Raw genomic sequence first — 23,657 nt, 5'->3', positions numbered from 1 at the left:
TAACTAACTACACTGGGTTAACTAACCCGGTAGGAGAAACTTAGCATGAAAGTTGTTATCGCTGGAGGCGGCATTGGCGGCCTCACAACCGCTCTGGCGCTGCTGCGCCACGGAATCGAGCCGATTGTACTGGAGCGTGCCCCGCAATTGACCGAGGTGGGGGCGGGGGTGCAGATCGCCGCCAACGGCACCATCGTGCTGCGCGAGCTGGGCCTCGAGCCCGCGCTGGCGAGCATTGCCACGGTGCCGTCGGGCTTCGACTACCTCGAGTTGTCGACGGGCCGGCGCCTCTATTACGCCCCGCTCGGCGAGGCGGCCGTCGCGCGTTATGGCGCGCTGCTCTACAACGTCCACCGCGCCGATCTGATCGACCTGCTCGCGAAAGCGCTGCCGCCCGGCGTGGTGCGGCTGGGCGCGGAGTGCGAATCGGTCTCGCAGGACGCGGACAGCGCCTGGGTCACGCTCAAGAGCGGCGAGGTGATTCGCGGCGACGTGGTGATAGGCGCGGACGGCATTCACTCGGCCGTGCGCACGGCCCTGCGGGGGCCGGAGGAGAAGCAGTTTGCGAACATCCTGATGTGGCGCTCGCTGATTCCCGCGGAGCGGCTCAAGGGGCTCGATCTGCCGGTGGCGGGGAACAACTGGTTCGGCATCGGCCGCAATATCGTTTCGTACTGGGTGCGCAAGGACCTCTACAGCATTCTCGCCTCGGTGCCGGCCACCGAAGTGAGCCGCGAGTCGTGGACGCAGTCGGGCGACGTCAATCAGCTACGCCGCTCGTTCGAAGGCTGCGAGCCGACCGTCCAGCGGATGCTGGACGAAGTGGACTCGGCCTTCATCACGGGCATGTATCACCGCGATCCGATCGAGAATTGGGCGGTTGGCCGGATCGCGCTGCTCGGCGACGCCGCGCATGCGATGGTGCCGTATCTCGCGCAAGGCGCCTGCCAGTCGATCGAAGACGCCTGGGTGCTCGCGAGCTGCCTCGACAAGCACGGCAAGGCTGGCGTGCAGGTCGCGCTCACCGAATACGAAGCCCGGCGCCAGCCGCGCACGCGGCGTATCCAGGCCGGGGCGCGCTACGTGGTCGACTGGGCGCACGAGCCCGATGAGGCGCGCGTGCGTCAGCGCAACGGGCGCCTGAAGGGGCTCTCGCGCATCGATCCGCTGGCCGAGATTTCGTGGTCGTTCGCGTGGGGCCACGATATTCTCGAGGCGGCCAAACTGCCGCCGGGCGAGGTCGTGGGGCTGAGCGCGGCGCGCGAAGGCAAGCGCATGGCGCGCGCCGAAAGCCAGCGCGCCTTCGATCTCTGGAAAGGCTTGTTCACGCCCGACGACGTCGCGCGCGGCGACCGTGGGCAACGCGCGGCCTACGAGCGCTTCCTGCTCACGCAGTTCCCCGCGCCGGCCAGCACCGAGGTGAGCCCGGTCGATCTCGATGGCGTGAGCACCTTGCGGGTGACGGCCGCCGGCGCCGGCGCCGGGCGAGGCGCCACCGTCCTGCATTTCCATGGCGGCGGCTACGTGCTCGGGTCGGCGCAGAGCTCGGTCGAATACGCGAGCCGTCTGTCGCGCGCGCTGAACGGCCCGTGTTACACGGCCGACTATCGCCTCGCGCCCGAGCATCCGTATCCGGCGGCCATCGACGATGCATTCAGTGCCTGGCGCGGCCTGCTCGCAACGGGCGTGGATCCTGCCACGGTCTTCCTGAGCGGCGAGTCGTCCGGGGGCGGGCTCGCGCTCGCGCTGGCGGCCGCGTTGCGCCGCGCGGGCCTGCCGTTGCCGGCGGGCGTGATCGCCATCTGCCCGATGACCGACCTCACGCTCGAGGGCCCCACGATTCTGGCGAACTCGGGCGACGACCCGGCCGCGAACCGCGAGACGCTGGCCAACCTCGTAGCGTCCTACTTCCAGGGCCACGAGCCGACCGATCCGATGGTGTCGCCGCTCTTTGCCGATCTCGCGGATCTTCCGCCGGTGTATCTCGCCGCCGTGCGCGGCGAGGTGCTGGAAAGCGACACGACGCGCTTCGCGGAGCGGGCCACGGCGGCGGGCGCGAATGTGACGTTGAAGATGGTGGACGATTCGGTCCACGTCTTCACGCTGTTCCCGTTCTTGCCCGAGTCGGCCGCCACGCTGGAGGAAATCGGCCTGTGGAGCCGCAAGCTGCTGCGCAAATGATGGACGGCAGCCGCGCCGGGTCTGTGCCCGGCGCGGCTTGGGCGAGCGCGTTCGCCGTTCCCGGTGCCGGCTAGCCGAATCTGCAAATGTAAATTTTCTGACTGTCCGTGCTTTTTTTCCCGTGCAAAGTATCGTCGTGGGCGCAACGCTCACGCCAGGAGACGGGAAAACCATCAAGGACGCTCAGGTCGGAAGACGCGCCTCGCCAGGCAGCGGGACTTCAAACGCGACTGAAGCGGGCAGGCCCAAAAAGCCATTGATGTGATTCATATGTTTTGGAGTACGACATAACCATAAGATGGAGTCATTTCATGAGGAAGGTAAGGAGATTGCCTGGATCGCGCGCGCGTAAATCGATATTGCGCGGCCCGGGAAAGACGGGATTGCTAGCCGGCGTCATTTCAACGGTGACGCTGTATTCCGTGCCGGTATTCGCGCAATCGTCGGTGACGCTTTACGGACTTGTTGATGCCGGCGTGCGCTATACGACGCACGCGAATCCGGCGGGTGATTCGCAGTTCCAGATGGAGAGCGGCGCAAGCGAGAGCTATTTCGGCATCAAGGGCGTGGAGGATATCGGGGGCGGCACGAAGGTGGTGTTCAATATGGAGGACCGCTTCTTTCCGAACTCGGGGGCGACCGATCCGGCTTATCCGTTCTTCAATACGGCCTTTGTGGGCCTGCAATCGAACACCTTCGGCAAGCTCACGATGGGGCGCCAGCTCAATCCGCTTTCCGACGCCGTGCTCAGCGCCTATGTGACGAACCGCTGGCTGCCGACGTTCTATCAGTTCCGGCCCGAAGTCATGATGGCCCAGGGCGTGTGGACGAGCAACATGGTCAAGTACGCCGCGCGCTGGCAATACCTCACGGCCGAGGTCTCGTACGCATTTGGCGGCAACGCGGGCCAGTTTGGCGCGGGCAGCCAGATTGGCGCGTCCATTCTCTATTTGCCGGCCGCGCCGCTGACTCTCGCCGCGGCCTATCTCGACTCGCGCGATGCGGTGAACTCATCGGCGCACCTCAAATCGTGGACCGCCGGCGGGACCTACACGTTCGGCTCGACGACCGTGACGGCGGGCTGGGCGGTCAATCGCGAGGACGCCGGCTTTGTCGGCAATTTCCCCAACGGGCCGTTCTCCGAGCCCGCATTGACGGCGCTGAAATTCAACACGTTCAGCCAGCGGCAGATGTTCTATGGGGGCGTGACGCAGCAGATCGGCTTTGCGACCCATCTTTCGGCCAACGTATGGCGCACGACCCAGACCGGCAAGACGCAGCCCGCGGATGGCAACGCGACACAGTTCCAGTTGCTCGCGGACTACAACTGGTCGAAGCGCACGGATACGTATCTGGAAGTCGATTATTCGCTGTACCGAGGCGGCATGGTGGGTGCGCAGTTCCAGGGCGTCAATGCAGTGAGCTCCGCTTTCGGCACCACGCAGCTCGGCGTGACGGCAGGCTTGCGGCATTTGTTCTAGCCTGCGGGGTTCACGGCGCGATCCCGGCTATTCCTGGAACGACGCAAGCAGTTCCTGCGAACAGATTTCGATGCGTCCGTACTTGAGCGTGATCGCGCCTTTTTCCGCCATCGCCTTGAGTTCCAGCGAGAGTGTCTGGCGCGTGATGCCCAGCATCATCGCCAGGGTGTCCTGCGAGAGGCTCACGTCGTGGCGGCACTGCGGCGCCACGGTGACGTCGCCCGAAGCGAGCAGCAGCAGGCGGCGCGCGATGCGCGCGCGCGTCGAATGCAGCGTGGCGTCTTCCACCATGCGATAGAGCCAGTGCATGTGGATCGACTGCAACTCGGCAATCGCGCGCACGAACACGGTGCTCTGCATCAGTTCCTCGAAGGCGGCCGTGCGGACCACGAAGAGTGTCGAGCGATCGAGCGCGACGACGTCGCGCGGGCGAGGCTGGCGGTTCGTGAGCGAGGTCTGCCCAAACCAGTTGCCCGCTTCGATCACGGCCAGGATGGCCTCCCTGCCGTCTTCGCGCAGGGTGAAGGCTTTGAGCCGGCCGCTCTTGATGCCGTAAAAGCCCGTGGGTGCATCGCCGCGACGGAACAGATATTCGCCGGGGCGGAGCGTGATCGACTCGCTTTTGCGAATCAACGCCTCTTGCTCTTGCGGGGGCAACGCGCTGAACCACTGGTTCGTCCGCATTGCTTCGGACGTGTCGGTTATGTGTGCCATGAGAAGCAATCAAAAAACATAGCAATACGGAAGCACGTTGCCGGATGGATACGCAGTGCGCCTATCATCGCGCCAAATGCCGCGAAAGACGCGGAGAAACAAAGGGCCGCTGTTCGCGAGAACAGCGGCCTTGCTTGCGACGGACGCGAATTGCGGATGGACGCAATTATTGGCCGGCCGCCGGCGACTTGGTGCTCGGGGTGGCCAGCGTGTTGTTGGTCCCATACGCGGCGGCGCCGGGTGCTGCGCTATTGCTCATGTTGTCCTGCATGCCCGAGTTCGCCGAGCCGGTGCCCATGCCGCTGTCCGAGTTGGTGGAGCCAGGCATGCCGTAGCCGCTCGTCGAATTGGACGGCGCCGGCGCCGCTGCGGCCGGCGATTTGGTGGTCGGCGTCGCTAGTGTGTTGTTCTGTGCGTAAGCAACGCCCGAAAGCGCGAGTGCGGCCGCAGCCGCGACTAATGTGCCGATTGTCTTGTGCATGATGCGTTCCTCCAGAATTGGGCTGGAATCTCGACGCAGCCGATCGCCGCCTGCTAGACCATGAATTGAGCAATCACTGTGGCCGGTACGCCTGACGCAACGACTTACTGGCGCCCTTGGCCACGTGACGGCTCGATACCAAGTGCAATGGAAAACACCTACTGACCCGATTTCCTGAAGCACTTCAAAAAGTATAGGTCAAGCTGCAAATACGCGTTGGCGGTGCCGCAGCCTTACTTCGTATGATCGACCAGCGTTTTCAGATCCGTCACGCTATAGGCCATGGAGCCGCGGAAGCCGGCGCCCACGCGCACAGGTTGGAGATCCGCAATTTCCTCTCCCTGCGCGAATGGGAAGGTCAGCTTGCCTTCGCCTGCCCACACGTCGGCGATCTGCGCGTTGTCCATGATGGAGAGAACGAGTTCGTTCACCGCGGGCGTGTCGTGCTGACCGGCGGCGAGGCGCGGAAAGTAACGCTGATTGACCACCGGTCGACCGGCGATGCCGAGCTTCGAGACGTCCTGAACCGCCGCCTCGAGCTTGACCTCGGCGTGGGCCAGCCGTTGCCCCGCGGCCGAGGCCGTCGCGGCGAAACGCGTACCCGCTGTGACGGGCGCCGCTGCCGGGCTCAGCGCGGCGAACGTGCGCGTTTGATGGATCTGGCCGTAACGCTTCGGGAAGCCCTGGATCAGCCCGCGCATCATGGCCGAATCGTTGTCCACGAAGATATACGGGCAAAAGGAAACGGGCTTGCCCTCATGAAGGGCGTCGACGAGAACGAAGAACTCGCGGTACTGATAGCGCGCCGGATCGAGCATTTCATCGTTGCTGCCGGTGAATTGCCAGTCGATGAAGAGGGCGGTTGCGTGGCCGGGAGACGCGGGATCGAGGCTCAGGCCCTTGGGGAGCACCGCGGCTGCGGCTGCCGGGTCGGCCCAGAATTCGACGAGGATGAAGTCGCCGGCATAGTGCCAGGGCGGCGGGGGCGCGATGCTCGAAAGGCCACGGGGCGAAAGCGGAACGGCGTAGGGCTTATTCATAAGGATTCCGTATTGAAATGGATGGGGACTGGAGGGCGGATGGCTGAATGGCGTCAGCTTGCGGAAGGAGCCGGGATGGCGGCGTTGCGGCCGGCCAGCCCGTTGCCCGGCGACCAGTTCTCCGCGGCCACTTCGATGATGTTGATGAAGACGTCCGCGGGATCCACGCCGGGGTTGGCCTGCAGCGTCTTCACGAGGTGCTCGTAGAAGCGCTTCTTGTCGTCTGCGTTGCGGCCCGCGGTCAGCGTGATTTGAATCAGCAGCAGGTCGGGGCTCCGCTTGAACGGGAACGTCTCGTTGGCGAGGAAGTTGGCTTCGTCGTGTTCGGTGATCGTCATGAAGAACGCTTCGGGGTGCACACCCAGCGCCTCGTGCAGCGAGGCGTGAATGCCCTCGAGAACGGCGGTGCGGAATGGCGCGGGTTTGCCCTTGCGCATCGACACATGGGTCATCGGCATGAATAGCTCCGTTTGGTGATGTTGGGTGCTGTTGGGTGATCGCTGCGCCCAATCTTAGGCGTCGGGCCGATCGCGTCCAACAATCGGAGCGAATTGTTGTGATGAGATTTCTAAATCATCGGCGGGGGGCGTTTTCACCCGTTTCACACCGCGCTCCCCCATTCAGGGGATATTGCCGCCCCTCCGATATCCGCATGATTGAGTCAACGGCCCGCTGCCAGAACCAGAACCAGAACTAGAACACCCCTCCGGCGTGCGAGCGATCCATTTCGGAAAGTCAAGGAGATATCGATGTCGGAAGACGTGCAGACGGCGAGTGCCTACGCCTACCCGCTGCTGATCAAGCAGCTATTGCATACGCCTTTTGCGCAGGCGCAGGACCAGGAAATCGTCTACCGGGGTCAGGTCCGGATGACGTACGCGACGCTGCGCGAGCGCATTGCGCAACTCGCTAACGGCCTGAGCCAGCACGGCGTGCAACATGGCACCACCGTCGCGGTCATGGATTGGGACAGCCACCGCTACCTCGAAAGCTATTTTGCGGTCCCGATGATGGGCGCGGTCCTGCAGACCGTCAATGTGCGTCTTTCCCCGGCCGAAATCGCCTGGACGATCAACCACGCGGGCGCCGAAGTCCTGCTCGTTCATACCGACTTCATTCCGGTGGTCGAGCAGATCAAGGACCAACTGGAGAAGGTGCGCACGTTCATCTGGATCGACGAACCGGGCAGCGAAGCCCCCGCGCACAGCATTGCGTTTGCAAACGAGTACGAGGCGATGCTCGCCGCGAGCAGCACGAGCTACGCGTTTCCGGATTTCGACGAGAACACCCGCGCGACCACGTTCTACACCACCGGCACGACCGGCCTGCCGAAGGGCGTCTACTTTTCGCATCGGCAACTGGTGCTGCACACGCTCACGCTGATGGCGGCGCTTGCGAGCCCCGTTTCCGGCCAGCGCTTTCATCGCGGCGACGTGTATATGCCGCTCACGCCGATGTTCCATGTGCACGCGTGGGGCATGCCTTATATCGCCACGGTGATGGGCGTGAAGCAGGTCTACCCGGGCCGCTATGTGCCGGAGCGACTCGTGAAACTGATCGAGGACGAAGGCGTCACCTTTTCGCATTGCGTCGGCACGATCCTGCACATGCTGCTCACGTGCCCGCAAGGCAAGGAGACCGACTTCAGCAAGTGGAAGGTCATCATTGGCGGCAGCGCCTTGCCGATCGGCCTGGCCCAGGCGGCGCTCGAGCGCGGCATCGACGTGTTCGCCGGCTACGGCATGTCCGAGACCTGCCCGGTGCTGAGCCTCGCGCAACTGCCGCCCGGCGCCGAAGCCCTGGACGCCGACGAGCAGGTTCGCCTGCGCTGCAAGACCGGCTTCCCGGTCCCGCTCGTCGACCTCCGTGTGGTGGACGACAGCATGGCCGATCTCGCACGCGACGGCAAAGCCACGGGTGAGATCGTCGCGCGTGCGCCGTGGCTCACGCAGGGCTATCTGAACAACCCGGACGCCAGCGCGCAACTCTGGGCCGGCGGCTATCTCCACACGCAGGACATCGCCAGCATCGATCCAACCGGCAACGTGCAGATTACCGACCGACTGAAGGACGTCATCAAGTCGGGCGGCGAGTGGGTTTCGTCGGTCGAAGTCGAGAGCCTGATCTCGCAGCACGAGGGCGTCTCCGAAGTGGCCGTCATCGGCATCAAGGACGAGAAGTGGGGCGAGCGGCCGGTTGCGCTGGTCGTGCTCAAAGAGGGCGCGGCCGTCAACGAGGATGACATCAAGCGCCATGTGCACTCGTTCAGTGAATCCGGAAAGATTTCTAAATACGCGGTGCCGCAAGTCGTGAAATTCGTCGAAGCGCTGCCCAAGACGAGCGTCGGCAAGATCAACAAGAAGGGACTGCGCGAGCAGTTCGTCTGAGTGAGCGAGTCAGGAGCATGAGTATGGAGAACTACAGCATCGGCACCCTCGGCGATTTCGTGGGCCGGGAACTGGGCGTGTCGGACTGGGTGGTCGTGGATCAGGCGCGCATCGATGCGTTTGCCGCCTGCACCGGCGACCGGCAATGGATTCATGTCGATGTCGAGCGCGCACAACGCGAAAGCCCTTTCGGCGGCACCATCGCGCACGGCTATCTGAGCTTGTCGCTGCTCGCGAGCCTCGCGATGGAAATCGGCATCGTCCCCAAGGACGCTTCGGCGGGACTGAACTATGGCCTCGACAAGGTCCGCTTCATGACGCCGGTGAAAGCGGGCGCGCGCGTGCGTAACCGCGTCACGCTCGCATCGGTGGAGAACAAGGGCGGTGGGCGCATTTTGATCAACACGACGAATACGCTGGAGATCGAGGGCGAGGACAAGCCCGCCTTGATCGCCCAGACGCTCGCGATGCTGATCGCGTGAACAAGGCCCTGGCTGCGTACCCGATCGTACGAAGCTGAAGACATACTCGAGGAGCACCCCATGGCAGTCGTCACTGAAACCCCCCGGCAAAGCGAGAGCGCGAATGCGTTTGCCGCTTCGGTCGAGCAAGCGCTCCCGGGCCCGAACCCATTCGTTGGCCTGCGGCCCTGCGATGTGCTGGCCACCGTGCAGCAGATCGGCGCCCAGGCGATGCGTCAGCCCGCGCTCGTGATGGAGCAGGAAATGACGCTCGCCCGCGATATGCTGGGCATCGTCACGGGGCACGCGAAAAGCGCGCCGCCGCAAGGCGACAAGCGCTTCGCCGATACGGCGTGGCAGCAGAACCCGATCTATAGCATGACGATGCGCGGCTATCTCGCCTGGCGCGATTCGATCGCCGGCTTCGTCGAGCGCTCGGGGCTCGACGCGAACACGAAGGAGCGCGCGAAGTTCGTGGCCTCGCTCTTCACCGATGCGGCCTCGCCCACCAACACCTTGCTCGGCAATCCGGCCGCATTGAAGAAGGTCGTGGATTCGGGCGGCATGAGCCTGCTCGATGGCTTGAACAATGCTGTCAACGACATGCTCAAGAATCAGGGCATGCCGGCGCAGGTGAACAAGACGGCGTTCGAAGTGGGCAAGAACCTGGGCACGTCCAAGGGGGCGGTGGTCTTTCGCAATGAATTGCTCGAGCTGATTCAATATTCGTCGGCAACCACCGAGGTCTATAGCCGGCCCCAGCTGATCGTGCCGCCCCAGATCAACAAGTTCTATGTCTTCGACCTGGCCGAGGGCAAGAGCATCGTCGACTATCTGGTCCAGAACGGGCTCCAGACCTTCGTCGTGAGCTGGCGCAATCCGACTAGCGCGCACAGCCATTGGGATCTCGACACCTATGTGAGCGCGCTCATGGAAGCGATCACGGCCGTGCGCGAGATCACCGGCAGCGAGGACGTCAACGTGCACGGCGCCTGCTCCGGCGCGATGACGATTTCCGCGCTGCTCGGGCATCTCGCGAGCCGGGGTGAAAAGACGGTCAACGCGACCACGCTGATGGTGGCCGTGCTCGACAATTCCGCCGACTCGCAGCTTGGCCTCTTTGCCACGCCCGAAGCCGTTGCGGCGGCCAAGCAGCACAGCATCGCACGCGGCGTGCTGGCGGGCGAGGAGATGGGCCGCATCTTCGCGTGGATGCGCCCCAACGATCTGGTCTGGAACTACTGGGTCAACAACTATCTGATGGGCAACGCGCCGCCCGCGTTCGACGTGCTTTACTGGAACAACGACACGACGCGGCTGCCGGCGAAATTCCATGGCCAGCTGCTCGATATTTTCACCGAGAACCTGTTCAGCCGGCCGGGTGCGCTGACGGTGCTGGGAACGCCGGTCGACCTCTCGCAAGTCACGTGCGACAAGTACGTGGTGGCGGGCATCACCGACCACATCACGCCGTGGAAGGGCGTGTATGGCACGGCGCGCCAGTTTGGCGGCAATACGCGCTTCGTGCTGAGCTCGAGCGGCCATATCCAGAGCCTCATCAATCCGCCGGGCAATCCCAAGGCGAAGTACTTCCTCAATCCCGCGCTGCCCGCGGATGCCGATGCATGGCTGAGCGCTGCGCAAACCGAGAAAGACTCGTGGTGGGCCAACTGGCGCGACTGGCTGGTGGAGCGCTCAGGAGTCAAGCGAGCAGCGCCGGCCGCACCGGGCAGCGAACGGCATCCGGCCCTTGCCGCAGCGCCCGGAACGTACGTTCTGGAAGCGTGACGGCACGCTCAGCGCCGAACGCGAATTTTTATCTTTTACTTTCAATCAGGAGATCCAGACATGGTATCGACGAACCCCAGCGGCATCTTTGCCGAGTACACGAAACTCATTACGCAGTTCAAGCTTCCGGGCGTGGACGTTGCGGCATTTCTCGAATCGCGCCGTAAGGACGTCGAGGCGCTTGCCGAGGCCAACATGACCGCGCTCGCGGGCGTGCAGCAAGTCAGCCAGAAGCAGGTGGACATTTTCCGCGCGAAGATGGGCGAGCTGCAATCGCTGGTCTCGCGGCTGACGAAGCCGGAGAGCGTTGGCCTGAGCGCAGGCGAAGACGTGAAGAATGCGCTGCAAAAAGCCTTCATCGACATGCAGGAGCTGGCGGACGCGGCGTATCGCGCTCAGACCGACAGCATCGCGGTCGTGACGAAGCGCTTTGCCGAGCATGTCGAGGAAGTCAAGGCGCTCGTGCAAGTCAAGAAGTGATCTTGCGGGCCCGCCGAGCAGCCGCCGTGGCGGGCCATCACGTGACATGGCGCGCCACTATGTGCCCATCGCGTGCCCGCCACGTGCGATTACCTACCATCACAGAACGTCCTGGCAGGGGAAACGACCGGATGAACGACATACAAACAAGCCCGGAGGTGGTCGAAGTCATGCAAATCCAGACGCTCGATCTGGACGGCCAGTTGCTGCGCGTCGGGGTCCGCCGCGGCCGTGACGATGGCGTGCCGCTGCTGCTATTCAACGGCATCGGCGCGAATCTCGAACTGGTCGAGCCGTTCGTTGCCGCGCTCGACGACGTGACCGTGATCGTCTTCGATGTGCCCGGCGTGGGCGGCTCGCCCGCTCCACTGATTCCCTACCGCTTCTCGACGCTCGCGGTGCTCTCCGAGAAGTTGCTGACGCGGCTCGGCTACGCAGGGCCGGTCGATGTGCTCGGCGTGTCGTGGGGCGGTGCGCTCGCGCAGCAGTTCGCGCATCTTTACCCGCGCCGCTGCCGCAAGCTGATTCTCGCGGCCACCTCGCCGGGCGTGATCATGGTGCCGGCGCGGCTGTCCGTGCTGGCGAAGCTGGTCGGCCCGCGCCGCTACACCGATCCGGCGTATCTGAAGGAGGTTGGCGCCGAGATTTACGGCGGCGCCTACCGCCGCGACGCCACGCTGCTCGACGAGCACAGCCGCCACATTCAGGCGCCGCGCGGCCGCGGCTATCTTTACCAGTTGCTGGCGGCGTCGGGGTGGACGAGCCTGCCGTGGCTCGGCGCGCTGCGCCAGCCAACGCTCGTCATGCACGGCAACGACGATCCCATCGTGCCGCTCACGAACGCGAAGATTCTTGCTGCGCGGATACCCAAAGCCACGCTGCATGTGATCGACGATGGCCACCTGTTCCTCATCACGCGTGCGCGGGAAGTCGCGCCGCTGGTGAAGCGCTTTCTCGGGCAGGAGACGGGTTGAGCGCGGTGGCCAACGAGAAGGAGCCGCTCGCGGGCGCGAAGGCCCGCGCGGCGGCTGACGACAAGCTCACCCGACTCAAGCGCATGCGCGCAACGGCAACCGCTTTACTGGTGGCCATGATCGTGCTGTTGTTCGCGTGTGTCGTCTGGCAGGCGGCCTATCCATGGCTCGCGTGGCCGCGCGCGTTCGCGGAAGCGGGCACGGTAGGCGCCATTGCGGACTGGTATGCGGTGGTGGCGCTATTTCGGCATCCTATGGGTCTGCCCATTCCGCACACGGCTATTGTGCCCAATAACCAGGCACGCATTGGGGAGAGTCTGGGCAGCTTCGTGGAAGAGAATTTTCTGACGCCCGAACTGGTTGTGGGGCGCTTGAGCGAATACAACGCCGCGCACGCGCTGGCGACGTGGCTGGCGGAAAGGGAGAACAGTGCGGCGATTGCGGGTTTGGCGGCCGATTCATTGCCGCGCCTGCTCGAACGCCTGGACGAGGCGGATATCGAAGCGTTATTCGACCGGTTCGTGTTCGCACAGGCGCGCACGCTCGATGTGTCCCGCATCGCCGGCCAGGTGCTCGACATGCTGACCGAGGGCGATCGCCATCAGCCGCTGCTCGATCGCGGGCTGAGCGCCATGAAGACATGGTTGACGGACAACGTCGATCTCATCAAGGCGAAATTCAGCGAAGCGTCGCGATTCACGCCTGCGCTGCTCGATGCCTATATCGTCAACAAATTCGTTGAAGGCATCGTCGCGCTGATTCATGAAGCGGCGGACAATCCCGATCATGAGCTGCGCGGGCAGTTTGACGAGGCCGTGCGCGCACTGTCGCTCGATCTGCAAACCGCGCCCGCGTACCGGAGATTCGGCAGGCTGCTGTTGCGCGATGGCATCCGGCATTTCAAGGCGGGTGGCTATAGCCGCGTCATAATCGATCGCGTGCGATTGCTCCTGGCTGCCGATGCACAAAGCGCGGAACCGGTTGTGCGCGGTGTGATCGCCGGCGCTTTGGTGTCTTTCGGCGAAGCCATCGAAAGCACGCCCACGATGCAAAAAAAGCTGAACGCTTGGTGGCTCGAGCTGGCGCGGGCGCTGCTTGCGCGTTACCGCAATCGGCTGTCACTCATGATTGCCGATGTCGTGAAAGGCTGGAACGCGCAAGAGGTAAGCGGCAAGTTCGAAGCGGAAATCGGCCGCGATCTGCAGTTCATCCGGATCAACGGGACGTTCGTGGGCGGGTTTGTGGGTGTGGTCATACACACCTGCGTGTTTGCGCTTGGGCGGTAGCGCATAATGGCCGTTTCCAGCGCGAAAAAGTGTCTCACGCAGAGGCCGATTCAACGATTTGTGGATACAGTCGTGCCTCGAGCGCGCCGTAACGGCGGCCCGCAACTCAACCCGCCGACAATAATGTCTCGAGTGCCTGCAAAGTCGCCAACGCGCCTTCGTCGACGCCAATCCCTAACGCAGGGGGAATGGCAGATTCTTTTGGATTGATGCGAACGACGCGCGGACCATGGCGCTCGCTGAACCGGCGGACTGTGGGTAGCGCGCGTCCCGCACCCATCTCGAGCACAATGAGGTGGTTCACCTCGTGCAACCAGCTGGCAAGACGAGAGGCCTGGCGCTGCGCAGCACGGTCCACCCATTTCCAGTCGCCGAACATCAGGATGTTCGGCCGCGCAAGCGATCCGCAATGCGGACAGCGCGGCAATGCGTTTTGCAGGCGGCAGGTGCGCGGATCGACGACGGGATCGAAGTCGTCGGCTGGCCATGTATCGTTCGTGCAGGCGTCGACGCATTGCAGCGCATGAATGGTTCCATGGCATTCCTCGACTCGTTCGCCGGAGAAGCCCGCTTTTTGGAACTGGCCGTCGACGTTGCTCGTGAACACGAACGCGCCATGCTCCATGCGTGACGCCCAATTCAGCAGAAGATGAAAACCCGCATGCGGTTGCGTCGCGCGATAGAGTTTGAGGCGGTGCCCATAGAAGCCCCATGCAAGATGCGGATCGCTTGAGAAGACAGCAGGGTTGGCGATGTCCTCGAACGAGAAGCCGTGATGCCGCAGCGCGGGGTATGCGTGCCAGAAACCATCGTCGCCGCGGAAATCGGGCCGGCTCGTGTAACCTGCGCTCCTTTTGGTCTCCTTCCAGAACGCTGTTCCGAGGCCATTTCGCTCAGTTCCGGCAGGCACGCGATCGACGCTGTTCGCGAGCGGGAACGGTTGATCGCCGAAGTCTCTGAGCAACGCCTGGAGCGTCCTGTTGATCTCTTCGTCGGTAAAGCCGGCTATTGGGTTGTTGCCCACGTCTCGGGTTTGAATGCCGTCCGCTGCCGGGGCCAACCGATATTCGAACGGATTCTCGCGGGACGGCGTCTTGCACTGAGCCCAATCGTCCTCGGTCGTCGGCCCGGTATCGGGCGACGGCCCACCGGACATCACTGGCGATGGCGGGCGAGGGCCACCGCTCTGTCCGCGCTCTGGACCATTCACCAGGTCATAGCCGAACATGAACAACGCGGCTTCCATTGCGCGCAGCCGCTGCGCTCTGGAGTCCAGCCGCGCAAATGCGCTATCCTGGGTACTGCGGTGCGACGCGACCGCAGCCAGCAGCCAGCTCGCCTTCATATTCCAGGTGACGTAAGAATGCCCGCGTACCAGCCTCTGAAACGTGTATCCGTCCTGGGCCGCATTACGCGCCGGCGGATTGCCGGAGTTCGAAGCGCTCTTCGCGGCCGCCCACGGGAAATTCAGCGCTGCCGGCACGCGGTTGCGTCCCGTCTGACGACAGAACAGCACGACCGCCCGGCAAAGTGCGGCGGCCACGCGGCTATCGTAGATCGCGAAATCGTCGCAAACAAGCGAATACACCTTGCTCATCCCCGACGTGAAGCGAAGCTCGCTCCGCGCAAAGGCCGGGTGATCCGTGTCGCCCGCGTTGATCGCGTCGCGTGTCTCACCGATGATGCGGCAAAGGTCTGCGCGCCACGTGTTGAGCCAGCCAACGTTATGGTTCACGACACCGCCCCATTTCATCACTGCGGTTGCCGCCGCCAGCACGCCGCCGGTGTCGCCCGCCGCCAGTCCCGTGCGCAACGCCTTCTGCAAGCGCTCAAGCACGCTCACGTTTGACGCGAAGTCGCTACCGGCGTCCAGGCCGTATTCTGGCAGCGGGACGTGGGCCCACCGATAATTCTGGTAGGCGTTGAACAGGCTGGTGCACGCCCATGGCTCGTTTCCCTTGCGCACGATGCAGGCGTGGGCAAAGGTGACATCGTCGAGATGCGCGCTCATCCACGCGACGAATTCGTGGACGTCATTCGTCGCGAGGTATTCGCTTTTTTTCATTGTTCCTGTCCAGTTGGTCCAAGTGCTCTATCGTCCATGCGTGATGACGGGTGCAGACGACCTGATTGGCAATATCGGCAGCAAGCCCGGCTTCTTGAGTCCAGCCCGCCCGACCTTGAGATGAGGCACACAGGGGCGCTGCCTCCTCCTGGAGCCGGCCGTCAACGTAACGTGTTCCGCAGGGACAGGGAAACGAAGCGCGTTGTCCTCCAACGGTCACGACAGCAGCGTCGCTGTTCAGCGCGCGGCTGCCTGATTGGCATACAAGTTGACCGGGATGGGGCCGTTACGGAACAGGAGGAGCGCCACGATACCTCCAGCGAAAAACACGCCTGCTGCCGACCAGAACACGAGGTGGTCGCCGGCGAGGGTCGCGCGGGTGAGCGTCGCGGGCTGTGTCGCCGCGTCGGCATGTTTCGTCAAGTAGTTGCTGACGGCGGTCGAGGCGAGCGAATTGAATGCAGCTATCCCTATCGCTCCGCCAACCTGCTGGACCGTGTTCACCATCGCGGAAGCAACCCCTGCGTCATGGGCGTGGACCCCGGAGGTCGCCGCATTCTGAACGGGGCTGAAGATCATGCCAAATCCGATACCGGTCACCAGCAGCGCAGGCAGAACGTGCACGGTATAACTGGCATTCGCGCTGATGCCAGTGAACATCGACATGCCAGCAGCAGCCAGCGCGCATCCGATCGGTACAAGAGGTCGCGGGCCGGTGCGCGGAAAGAGTGCTGTCCCGAAGACAATCGAGCTCATGACGACTGCGCCAATCATGGGCAGGAATGCGACGCCTGCATTGACCGGGCTGAACTTCAGAATTTCCTGAAGGTAATACGTCAGAAACAGAAACACGGCGAACATTCCCATGCCGCAAATCCAGAGCGTCAGAAAGGCCGCGCCGCGGACCCGATCAAGGACGACACTGAGTGGCAACAGCGGGTTGTCCACACGGCGCTCGATCATCACAAACATCATCATCAGGATGACCCCGGCAGCCAGCGGGGCGAGCGTCCAGATGTCTCCCCAGCCTCGCGATGCAGCGTTGCCAAGACCGTACACGATGCCGACCAGGCCGAGCATCGCAGTCGTGATTCCAGGTAAATCAAGACGTGTGCGTGGTGAGCGGTCACCGCGAGGAACGAACGCAAGCGCGCCGAACAGCGCAACCACGCCAAAGATGAGGTTCACGTAAAGGCACCATCGCCACGAAACGGTCTCGGTGAGGACCCCGCCCAGCAACAACCCCAGTGCACCGCCGACGCCCGAAACCGCGCCGAACACGCCAAAAGCTCGACCGCGATCTTCTGCGTTATCCGCGAAAATCAACGACACCAGTGACAACGCCGCCGGAGCAAGCATGGCTGCAAACGCACCCTGCGCGACGCGAGCTACAAGAAGCGCAAGAAACCCGTTGGCGGCTCCGCCAACGGCAGACGCGATCACGAACCCGGTTACTCCGACCAGGAACATTCGTTTTCGCCCAAAGAGATCGGAAAGCCGCCCCCCCAAGAGCAAAAGGCTCCCAAACGCGAGTGCGTATCCGGTGACGATCCATTGCCGGTTGTCCGTAGAGAATCCGAGATCGTGTTGCGCGGACGGCAGTGCAATGTTCACGATCGTGTTGTCCAGTACATCCATCAACTGAGCAAGACTCAAGGCGCCAAGCGCCATCCAGCGCCCCCTCCCTCTGGATTGCAAGCCAGAGGGAGGGTTGTCGCGATGCGCTCGGGTCTTCCCGGGCTGCCTCGGGTTCTCTGGTCGCGGTGCAGGCTCGTCGTGATCTCCGGTTTGATCACGCCCAACATGGTCGCCCGGCGTGTCGATCAGCAAGACGAGCTTTCCCATCGCGCGACCGGCTTCGCCGACGCGATGGGCCTGCGCGACTTCGGGGAGAGGAAAGGTATGAACGGCTGGAAGCACGAACCGGCCCGAAGTCACCAGCTCGCCGATCTGGGCGAGCACATACAGCGCACGACCGTCATCCCCTCGGCTGAATCGCACGCCGTACCGCTCTGCACCACCGAAATCGGCGACTGTGATCACGTGGTTCGGTCCGCCGGCGAGCTCGATGAGTTCGGGCAAAATGCCGTTTCCGGCAACATCCAATGCCAGGTCGACGCCTTCTGGCGCCAGGGCGTAAACCCGATCGGCCATGCCTTCTCCGTATGCAACGGGTTCGGCACCCAGGGTGCGCACGTATTCTTGATTGGCTGGGCTGGCTGTACCGATCACGCGCGCGCCACGCGCCACCGCGAGTTGAATGGCGGCCGCGCCGATGTTGCCCGAGGCGCCGTTGATCAACAACGTGGCACCGCGCGTGACGTGGAGTTGGTCCAGTGCGCGAGCTGCGGTCTCGATGGCGGCGGGCAATGACGCCGCGACAGCGAAATCGAGCGCCGATGGGATCGGCGCGTAATACGTCAGCACGGCCAACTCGGCCTGGGCCGCGCCGTCAATGCAAAACCCGAAAACGCGATCACCGAGGGCCACGTCGGTGACCCCCTCGCCGAGTTCATCGACGATCCCGGCCGCCTCATAGCCCAATGTTTGGGGCAGGGCCTGGTCCATCAGACCTTGACGCTTCTTCCAGTCGCTTGCGTTGACACCCGCAGCCCGGACCGCGATCCGGACTTGACCGGGACCCGGATGCGGGTCGGGAAATTCCGCAATCGTCAGAACTTCCGGTCCGCCGAATGCGTTAAAACAAGTTGCCTTCATGAGTAGATCCGATGGCGGCGTGGAAGAGGGCACTCGTTCTTGTGCCCCTGTTCGGAGTGCGATCTCCGAGGGCGGCATTGCCAGCCCTGATGCTGTGCGCCTAGACCGGGCTCGAAGCAAGCCCGTTCAAGAGCAGCTCCAGCGTGAAGTCGAACCGGTCGTGTCCCTCTCCGGAGGTGACCTCGCAAACGTGAGCGACTGTGTTCGGAAAATGACTTTGCGGCAGCATCTTTAGCCGCTCGATGAGTTCAGCCCTGGTGAAGGGCAGATTATCCGCGTTCGGACCTGGACGCTGGCGCAGTGATGTTTCGAGGCTGTACGCGCAGACATACAGCAGTGCAGCGTCAACCGCCCACGCTGCGCGCTGAACGGGAATTCCACCGGCCAGCAGGATTGCGAGCATTCCCTCATTGATCCGCAGGGTGTCCACACTTCGAGGCATCGTTGCCAACGTGGCCTGTGAGATGCCCGGATATTGCAGGTACAGTTCGCGCAACTGCACGCACACGTCCTTGAACTGCGCCATCCACTTTGCAGGTTCCGGCGCCGGCAAACTCACCCGTGTGCATAATTCACCAATCAACAGATCGTCTAGTTCCGCTTTGTCGCGCACATGGGCATACAACGACGCCGGCCCCGTGTCTAACGCGGCGGCGATTCTGCGCATCGTCAAAGCAACGAAACCTTCCTCCCGCACCAGATCCAGCGCAGCCTGTATGACCCTCTGCACCGTAATCGGCGCCTTGCGTCGCTGCGTCGCTAAACGCTTGCCCTCGAAGGCTGCGATCTGCTCTGCCCAATTTTCACGAGATGCGACTCCAGCCAGACGTTTCTTTGTAGCCATAGGATCAATATTACACGAACACTGTTCGTTATGAAAACGGTGTTCGTTATGGTTGACGGATCTTTGTTGGGGCCAGGCAACAATACAAGCGGTGTCGTGCCGCTTCGCTCGCCAGTCGTCCGGGGCTGCTCGACGGGCATCAGGCGGAGAGCGATATGGGGCAGGAAGATCGACGGAACATCGGTCCCAAAGCTGCCGTTCCGATCTCCACCCGGGCGTGACGATGGATGTCCGGAACTGGCCGACTACTACCCGACGCGGCGCGCGAAACCGACTCGGCTGACTCAATCGTACGGAACGCAGAGCGTGGGTAAGCAATGGCACTCGTAGCGAGTGACTCCACGCAACGGATCAGGAGGACCTTGACCGCTGGCCAATTGAGCGCACGATAGGCGAACGCGGCTTGGTGGTCGTGCTCGTACCAAAGGTCGGCAGCATGCCTGGGCGCGGCGGAGATACCAGAAGCAGCGACGGAACGCACGGCGGCGACTCAAGGAGCGAACGATGAAATTCTATGCGTGTGAGTACGAGGGGCGACTGGAAGTGTTTAGCTTCGACGGTGTTTATAGAATTCGTATAACTCAGTTGTGCGGCGCGGCAAAAAAAGCGTTCGCAGATACCGTCCAGCTCTGGATCAGTGACGGTGTATCCGCAGACGAAGCAGTCGCCCGAGAGGCGGAGTCATTGGCTCGATTAATTAAGGAATACTAGAAAATAAGATGCCGCCGTGAACATGGAGACAACACATCACGCTTCTCGAACGCTTCGGTGACGGAAATCACCGAAACCCAATATCAGCGTATCGAGCATTGCCTGTCACGACAGCGCGGCAATGTCAGCCTGACGAACCTGAGCCATGGGAATATGATCGGGAAATGTATAAACGCAGGAACGAAGTTGAGCGCCTGTTTCACTGCCTCAAAGGCTTCCGTCGCATCTCTTCCCGGTTCGAAAAACTGGACGTGATGTTCCTGGCCTTCATCAATTTCGCGCTCGTCGTGGATGGGCTCAGATAGTGTGAACAGGCCCTCGCGGAAAGCACACGTTCGTAACCGGAGACCGGAGGTCTGTATGGCCACGACTAACGGGTCGGCTTCGCGCGGCACGACACCCGCCGTCGCGCTCGCCCTGCAAGGAGGGGGCGGCCTCGGCGCCTATCACATCGGCGCCTATGAGGCGCTGGCCGAAGACCATCTGCTGCCTGACTGGGTGTGCGGCACCTCGATTGGCGCCTTCAACGCGGCCGTGATCGCGGGAAACCGGCCAGACGAACGCGTGGAGAGGCTGACGGGTTTTTGGGACGCCATTTCGCGGCCTGACGTTTTTCTGCCCGAGCATGCGACCGCGCTGCGCTACTTGCACAACATGGTGAGCTATACCGGTGCGGTGGTATTCGGGCAGCCCGACTTCTTCGCACCGCGTAATCCCTTCACGCTCTTCCTGCCCGACGCGCCTTCGCAGGACGTGAGCTTCTACGACACCACGCCGGTGTTGGCCACGCTGCAGCGCTTCGCGACGTTTCCGGTCGCGTATGATGCGGCGGTTCGGCTGAGCCTTGGCGTAACCGACGTCGAATCGGGTACCGTCCATTACTTCGACAGTCAACGCGAGCGCATCGGGCCGTCGCACGTGCTCGCAAGCGGTTCGCTTCCGCCGGGCTTTCCGGCGACATCCATCGACGGCAGGCTGTACTGGGATGGCGCCTGCGTATCGAATACGCCGCTCGACGAGATCGTGGCGCGCTCGGGGCATGCGCATCTCGTCGTATTCGTGATCGACCTGTGGAGCCTCACGGGCAAGGCGCCGCGAAACATGAACGAAGTGCTCTGGCGCGCGAAGCAGATTCAGTATGCGAGCCGCAGCCGCTATCACCTCGATACGGCAGTGGCATGCGCCAGGCTCAGTCAGGCTGCGCAGCAACTCAGGACGCATGACGCGGCAGCGGCCTCGGCCGCGCCGAAGGCCCCCGCGTTTCAGCGGCTCGACATTGTCCATGTCGTTTATCGACCGGGTCCTGATCAGGTGCCCGGTAGTGATGCGGAGTTTTCGCGTGAATCCATCGCCGAGCGCCGTGCAGCCGGGTATGCCGACCTGAAAGCGGCGATCAGCAAGAAGCCCTGGTTGACGGAAAAGTCGCCGGCTCATCTTGGGGTGGTGGTGCATCGTGTCGAGAATGGCCGGGTGACGACAGAGGCTGCTGGGGCCGCGCAGGAAGCGCCGGCGGAAGCTGGCCAGTCCTGATAGGCGCAAAATGGAATGGGTCATATCGACCCGTTTGAGCCATCCAGCACCTTAGATCGGAATGGCTGTTCCATCGTGAGCAGCGGACGCATCCTCGCATGCTCATCGTTCTGCCGATCTTTGCATCGCTGCGCGTGCTGTCTCGGTCCGCAATGGCCGACGCAGCGTCTGAGCCAGTATCACCCCAATGAGCGCCGCCCCGCCTCCGAGCAGGTGGTAAACGTGAAGCCGTTCACCAAACCATCCGACGGCGATCGCCGCCGTTGCAACCGGCAACAGGTTCATAAACATGCTGCAATGATTCGGACCGAGATGCTTGATCCCCTGCATCCAGAAAAACGGCAAGACGACTGATGCCAGTGTTCCCGCGTAGGCAATCAACGGCAAACTCGCCCGGCTCGGCATGGCCGCATGCGCCGGCAGTCGTAGTTCAAGAAACAGCATAAAGACCCATGCGGCGATGGCCTGAAGGTAGGTCGACTGCCACGACGGCAAGCCAACGTGCCAACGGCGTACCAGAATTCCATACAGCGCGTAGGCCAGCGCCGCCAGCAGCATCAGCAGATCACCGGCATGCACGCCGCCGGCCAGAAGTGTGCCCGGGTTCCCCGAACTGATCAGATAGACCAGGCCGCAGAATGACAGCATGCCGCCAGACAGCATCCCGACGGTTGGCACCTCGCGCAGTAGCGGAACAGAAAGAAGCATCGTCAGCAACGGCACGAGCGAAGTCATGATCGCCATGTTCGTTGCGGTGGTGGTCTTCGCTGCCTCATAGGACAGGCACTGAAACAGCGCCATCGCGAGAAAGCCGAGGAAAGCGAGCTTCGGTAGTTGCGCCCGGATAGCAACGCGATTTCGCCATGCTGGTTTCAGGACGAACAAGGTCATCAGTGCAACAGCCAGTGCAAGCCGCCAGAACGTGATGGCCGTCGGATCGATTGTATGCGCAGACAGCTTCGATACCATCACATTGCCAGCCCAGAGCAATATCGCGGTGAGCGGGAACAGGAAGTAAAGACGCGGCATGACGGCGTGCTCCTTGAGCAATAAACGAAGCTCGATCATGCCGCCGCGTGCGGCGTCCGTCTCACGCTAAAATGACTGGACCTATCGTAAAAATGTCAGGTCATGATTACGCGTCCGCCGCATGACATCCACGTCCCTTTCGAATCTACGCCGATGCCTGTCGCGGCGCTGGCCGCCGACTATCCGCACGGTGCCTTTGTGGCCATGCACAGGCATCGTCGCGCGCAATTGCTCTATGCGGTTGAAGGCGTGATGTTGATCGAGGCGCAGGCGGGGCGCTGGGTCGTACCGCCTACGCGCGCCGTGTGGCTGGATGCAGGACTCGACCATACCGTGCGCATGAGCGGCAACGTCAAGATGCGCACGGTATTCGTCGAGCCCGGTACGGTCGATCATTTGCCGAGCGGCAATTGCGTGGTAGAGGTTCATCCGCTGCTGCGCGAACTGATCCTCGCCGCCGTCGATGTGCCGCTCGACTACGCTCGCGGCAGCCGGCATGAACTGTTGATGCAACTGCTACTCGCCGAGTTGGCAGCGATTCCCCGGCTACCGCTGTATCTCGCATGGCCCGCCAACGCGCAACTCCGCACGATATGTGACGCGATCATGGCCTCCCCGGATCAGCGCCATGCCGTCGCGGACTGGGCTGGGGTACTCGGCATTGCAGAAAAGACCTTGCACCGAATGTTTCATCGCGAAACAGGGATGACATTCGGGCGCTGGCGCCAACACGCGCGACTGTTCATGGCACTGGAACAACTGGCTCACGGCGAGAAAATCGTCGATGTCGCGCTCGAACATGGATATACGAGTCAGAGCGCGTTTGCGGCGATGTTCAAACGACACTTTGGCGTTGCGCCTTCCGCGTTTTATAACTAATGCCTTCAACCCGCAACGACCGGATTTGCTCGTACTGCGCCCAGGACCAAACGTGACGGGAAGGACTCAAACTGGCCGGAGCGGCTTGACCCGGTCGCGCGAAGCGGTGTGGAGGCCCGATCAGCAACAAAGCCCCGATAGCGGCTTCAATTTGAAGCGCCAGCGTTGGAAATTCCGCCGGGTTTTTCCGCAGCGCCGCGGCGGCAACAGCGATCACCATCGTAGCGGCTGTTCCGCTGGCACCAAACGCAAGCATGATGCGGTGGCGGACTGTAAGGGAACGTGTGCCTTGTGTCCGGAGCTCAAGAACGTTGTCGCGTGATTTTTGTCTTGAAGCCATCATGTCGTTTCATTTTCCTGTCAGCGATGCGGACAGGCGACGCCTGGCACCAACGTAGTGCCGATGCGCGCTCGACCTGCGTCGACATACATCGTATCGACGCGATGGAAACTTGATGCCAGGGTATACGTCATGGAGATCGATGCGTGAGCATCGATCTCCGCGGAGGCCTTTGACGGCGCGTGTTTCGCCGGGCTATGCCGTCAGGGTATGGAATCGATACCTATTGGGTACTGGACAGGGAGCGTTGCCTGTTGCTGACTATGCT

Annotated in this window: 20 protein-coding genes and 1 pseudogene; 12 read left to right on the top strand and 9 right to left on the bottom strand. The window is 62.6% G+C overall.

Annotated features, from left to right (window positions below; genetic code table 11):
• Positions 1 to 45 precede the first annotated feature (45 nt).
• On the top strand, positions 46 to 2,181 hold the full coding sequence (locus BO1_RS09155) for an alpha/beta hydrolase fold domain-containing protein (protein ID WP_028217301.1): 2,136 nt from the start codon (positions 46 to 48) through the stop codon (positions 2,179 to 2,181).
• A 407-nt stretch (positions 2,182 to 2,588) separates the two neighbouring features.
• On the top strand, positions 2,589 to 3,662 hold the full coding sequence (locus BO1_RS09150; protein ID WP_245643746.1) for a porin: 1,074 nt from the start codon (positions 2,589 to 2,591) through the stop codon (positions 3,660 to 3,662).
• Positions 3,663 to 3,689: 27 nt separating this feature from the next.
• On the opposite strand, the gene BO1_RS09145 is transcribed toward BO1_RS09150, so the two are convergent.
• From BO1_RS09145 to BO1_RS09130, 4 genes are all read right to left on the bottom strand, one after another.
• Complete coding sequence (locus tag BO1_RS09145) at positions 3,690 to 4,376, bottom strand: Crp/Fnr family transcriptional regulator (protein ID WP_028217299.1); 687 nt, start codon at positions 4,374 to 4,376, stop codon at positions 3,690 to 3,692.
• A gap of 166 nt (positions 4,377 to 4,542) precedes the next feature.
• Entirely contained in the window at positions 4,543 to 4,857 is a 315-nt protein-coding gene (locus BO1_RS09140) for a hypothetical protein (protein WP_028217298.1), read from the bottom strand.
• A 233-nt stretch (positions 4,858 to 5,090) separates the two neighbouring features.
• On the bottom strand, positions 5,091 to 5,897 hold the full coding sequence (locus tag BO1_RS09135) for an acetoacetate decarboxylase family protein (protein WP_028217297.1): 807 nt from the start codon (positions 5,895 to 5,897) through the stop codon (positions 5,091 to 5,093).
• 53 nt (positions 5,898 to 5,950) lie between these two features.
• Positions 5,951 to 6,355: a tautomerase family protein gene (locus BO1_RS09130; RefSeq protein WP_028217296.1), complete on the bottom strand. Its 405-nt coding sequence runs from the start codon at positions 6,353 to 6,355 to the stop codon at positions 5,951 to 5,953.
• A 291-nt stretch (positions 6,356 to 6,646) separates the two neighbouring features.
• Between BO1_RS09130 and BO1_RS09125 the strand changes: the two genes are divergently transcribed.
• The 6 genes from BO1_RS09125 to BO1_RS09100 all read left to right on the top strand — a co-directional run bounded on the left by BO1_RS09125 (position 6,647) and on the right by BO1_RS09100 (position 13,273).
• On the top strand, positions 6,647 to 8,284 hold the full coding sequence (locus BO1_RS09125; RefSeq protein WP_028217295.1) for a fatty acid--CoA ligase: 1,638 nt from the start codon (positions 6,647 to 6,649) through the stop codon (positions 8,282 to 8,284).
• Between the two features lie 17 nt (positions 8,285 to 8,301).
• Positions 8,302 to 8,766, top strand: coding sequence for a MaoC family dehydratase (locus BO1_RS09120; protein ID WP_028217294.1), 465 nt, complete (start codon positions 8,302 to 8,304; stop codon positions 8,764 to 8,766).
• 60 nt (positions 8,767 to 8,826) lie between these two features.
• Positions 8,827 to 10,533 (top strand): alpha/beta fold hydrolase, encoded by a 1,707-nt coding sequence (locus tag BO1_RS09115; RefSeq protein WP_028217293.1) that lies wholly within the window; start codon positions 8,827 to 8,829, stop codon positions 10,531 to 10,533.
• 60 nt (positions 10,534 to 10,593) lie between these two features.
• Positions 10,594 to 11,013, top strand: a complete 420-nt coding sequence (gene phaP / locus BO1_RS09110) for a phasin family protein (RefSeq protein WP_028217292.1) — start codon at positions 10,594 to 10,596, stop codon at positions 11,011 to 11,013.
• Between the two features lie 131 nt (positions 11,014 to 11,144).
• Entirely contained in the window at positions 11,145 to 11,987 is an 843-nt protein-coding gene (gene phaZ, locus BO1_RS09105) for a poly(3-hydroxyalkanoate) depolymerase (RefSeq protein WP_043284257.1), read from the top strand.
• Positions 11,988 to 11,992: 5 nt separating this feature from the next.
• Positions 11,993 to 13,273, top strand: coding sequence for a DUF445 domain-containing protein (locus BO1_RS09100; RefSeq protein WP_028217290.1), 1,281 nt, complete (start codon positions 11,993 to 11,995; stop codon positions 13,271 to 13,273).
• 106 nt (positions 13,274 to 13,379) lie between these two features.
• On the opposite strand, the gene BO1_RS60985 is transcribed toward BO1_RS09100, so the two are convergent.
• The 3 genes from BO1_RS60985 to BO1_RS09085 all read right to left on the bottom strand — a co-directional run bounded on the left by BO1_RS60985 (position 13,380) and on the right by BO1_RS09085 (position 18,900).
• The gene (locus BO1_RS60985) at positions 13,380 to 15,338 is read right to left on the bottom strand and encodes an SIR2 family NAD-dependent protein deacylase (RefSeq protein ID WP_245643745.1); all 1,959 of its coding nucleotides are present in this window, start codon (positions 15,336 to 15,338) and stop codon (positions 13,380 to 13,382) included.
• A 237-nt stretch (positions 15,339 to 15,575) separates the two neighbouring features.
• A complete protein-coding gene (locus tag BO1_RS60700) occupies positions 15,576 to 18,056 on the bottom strand; it encodes a DHA2 family efflux MFS transporter permease subunit (RefSeq protein ID WP_218002794.1) in 2,481 nt (826 codons plus the stop codon).
• 100 nt (positions 18,057 to 18,156) lie between these two features.
• On the bottom strand, positions 18,157 to 18,900 hold the full coding sequence (locus tag BO1_RS09085) for a TetR/AcrR family transcriptional regulator (protein ID WP_028217288.1): 744 nt from the start codon (positions 18,898 to 18,900) through the stop codon (positions 18,157 to 18,159).
• A gap of 504 nt (positions 18,901 to 19,404) precedes the next feature.
• On the opposite strand from BO1_RS09085, the gene BO1_RS09080 reads away from it, so the two are divergent.
• The 3 genes and pseudogenes from BO1_RS09080 (at position 19,405) to BO1_RS50275 (ending at position 21,141) form a co-directional block, all read left to right on the top strand.
• The gene (locus BO1_RS09080; protein WP_028217287.1) at positions 19,405 to 19,611 is read left to right on the top strand and encodes a hypothetical protein; all 207 of its coding nucleotides are present in this window, start codon (positions 19,405 to 19,407) and stop codon (positions 19,609 to 19,611) included.
• Positions 19,612 to 19,754: 143 nt separating this feature from the next.
• A pseudogene (locus tag BO1_RS58920) lies at positions 19,755 to 19,916 on the top strand (transposase); the annotation flags it as partial.
• Positions 19,917 to 19,971: 55 nt separating this feature from the next.
• Complete coding sequence (locus tag BO1_RS50275) at positions 19,972 to 21,141, top strand: patatin-like phospholipase family protein (protein ID WP_043284253.1); 1,170 nt, start codon at positions 19,972 to 19,974, stop codon at positions 21,139 to 21,141.
• A 102-nt stretch (positions 21,142 to 21,243) separates the two neighbouring features.
• On the opposite strand, the gene BO1_RS09065 is transcribed toward BO1_RS50275, so the two are convergent.
• A complete protein-coding gene (locus BO1_RS09065; RefSeq protein WP_028217285.1) occupies positions 21,244 to 22,170 on the bottom strand; it encodes a DMT family transporter in 927 nt (308 codons plus the stop codon).
• Positions 22,171 to 22,272: 102 nt separating this feature from the next.
• Here BO1_RS09065 and BO1_RS09060 point away from each other — a divergent pair, with 102 nt between their 5' ends.
• Positions 22,273 to 23,049 carry an AraC family transcriptional regulator gene (locus BO1_RS09060; protein WP_028217284.1) on the top strand — a complete coding sequence of 259 codons (777 nt, stop codon included), beginning with the start codon at positions 22,273 to 22,275 and terminating at the stop codon, positions 23,047 to 23,049.
• Here BO1_RS09060 and BO1_RS58915 read toward each other — a convergent pair.
• On the bottom strand, positions 23,006 to 23,392 hold the full coding sequence (locus BO1_RS58915; protein WP_156992184.1) for a hypothetical protein: 387 nt from the start codon (positions 23,390 to 23,392) through the stop codon (positions 23,006 to 23,008). The two genes, BO1_RS09060 and BO1_RS58915, sit on opposite strands and share 44 nt — an antisense overlap.
• Positions 23,393 to 23,657 lie beyond the last annotated feature (265 nt).

The organism is Paraburkholderia oxyphila NBRC 105797, from assembly GCF_000685075.1.
Classification (GTDB): Bacteria; Pseudomonadota; Gammaproteobacteria; order Burkholderiales; family Burkholderiaceae; genus Paraburkholderia; species Paraburkholderia oxyphila.
The sequence above is the reverse complement of the archived record's forward strand: the minus strand, read 5'-3'. Positions and strand labels throughout refer to the sequence as shown.

Bases quoted from the DNA above. Each gene is read 5' to 3' on its own strand.
- BO1_RS09155 (WP_028217301.1), top strand. From the start codon at position 46: ATGAAAGTTGTTATCGCTGGAGGCGGCATTGGCGGCCTCACAACCGCT.
- BO1_RS09145 (WP_028217299.1), bottom strand. From the start codon at position 4,376: ATGGCACACATAACCGACACGTCCGAAGCAATGCGGACGAACCAGTGG.
- BO1_RS09140 (WP_028217298.1), bottom strand. From the start codon at position 4,857: ATGCACAAGACAATCGGCACATTAGTCGCGGCTGCGGCCGCACTCGCG.
- BO1_RS09135 (WP_028217297.1), bottom strand. From the start codon at position 5,897: ATGAATAAGCCCTACGCCGTTCCGCTTTCGCCCCGTGGCCTTTCGAGC.
- BO1_RS09130 (WP_028217296.1), bottom strand. From the start codon at position 6,355: ATGCCGATGACCCATGTGTCGATGCGCAAGGGCAAACCCGCGCCATTC.
- BO1_RS09125 (WP_028217295.1), top strand. From the start codon at position 6,647: ATGTCGGAAGACGTGCAGACGGCGAGTGCCTACGCCTACCCGCTGCTG.
- BO1_RS09120 (WP_028217294.1), top strand. From the start codon at position 8,302: ATGAGTATGGAGAACTACAGCATCGGCACCCTCGGCGATTTCGTGGGC.
- BO1_RS09115 (WP_028217293.1), top strand. From the start codon at position 8,827: ATGGCAGTCGTCACTGAAACCCCCCGGCAAAGCGAGAGCGCGAATGCG.
- phaP (WP_028217292.1), top strand. From the start codon at position 10,594: ATGGTATCGACGAACCCCAGCGGCATCTTTGCCGAGTACACGAAACTC.
- phaZ (WP_043284257.1), top strand. From the start codon at position 11,145: ATGAACGACATACAAACAAGCCCGGAGGTGGTCGAAGTCATGCAAATC.
- BO1_RS60985 (WP_245643745.1), bottom strand. From the start codon at position 15,338: ATGAAAAAAAGCGAATACCTCGCGACGAATGACGTCCACGAATTCGTC.
- BO1_RS60700 (WP_218002794.1), bottom strand. From the start codon at position 18,056: ATGAAGGCAACTTGTTTTAACGCATTCGGCGGACCGGAAGTTCTGACG.
- BO1_RS09085 (WP_028217288.1), bottom strand. From the start codon at position 18,900: ATGGCTACAAAGAAACGTCTGGCTGGAGTCGCATCTCGTGAAAATTGG.
- BO1_RS09080 (WP_028217287.1), top strand. From the start codon at position 19,405: ATGAAATTCTATGCGTGTGAGTACGAGGGGCGACTGGAAGTGTTTAGC.
- BO1_RS50275 (WP_043284253.1), top strand. From the start codon at position 19,972: ATGGCCACGACTAACGGGTCGGCTTCGCGCGGCACGACACCCGCCGTC.
- BO1_RS09065 (WP_028217285.1), bottom strand. From the start codon at position 22,170: ATGCCGCGTCTTTACTTCCTGTTCCCGCTCACCGCGATATTGCTCTGG.
- BO1_RS09060 (WP_028217284.1), top strand. From the start codon at position 22,273: ATGATTACGCGTCCGCCGCATGACATCCACGTCCCTTTCGAATCTACG.
- BO1_RS58915 (WP_156992184.1), bottom strand. From the start codon at position 23,392: ATGATGGCTTCAAGACAAAAATCACGCGACAACGTTCTTGAGCTCCGG.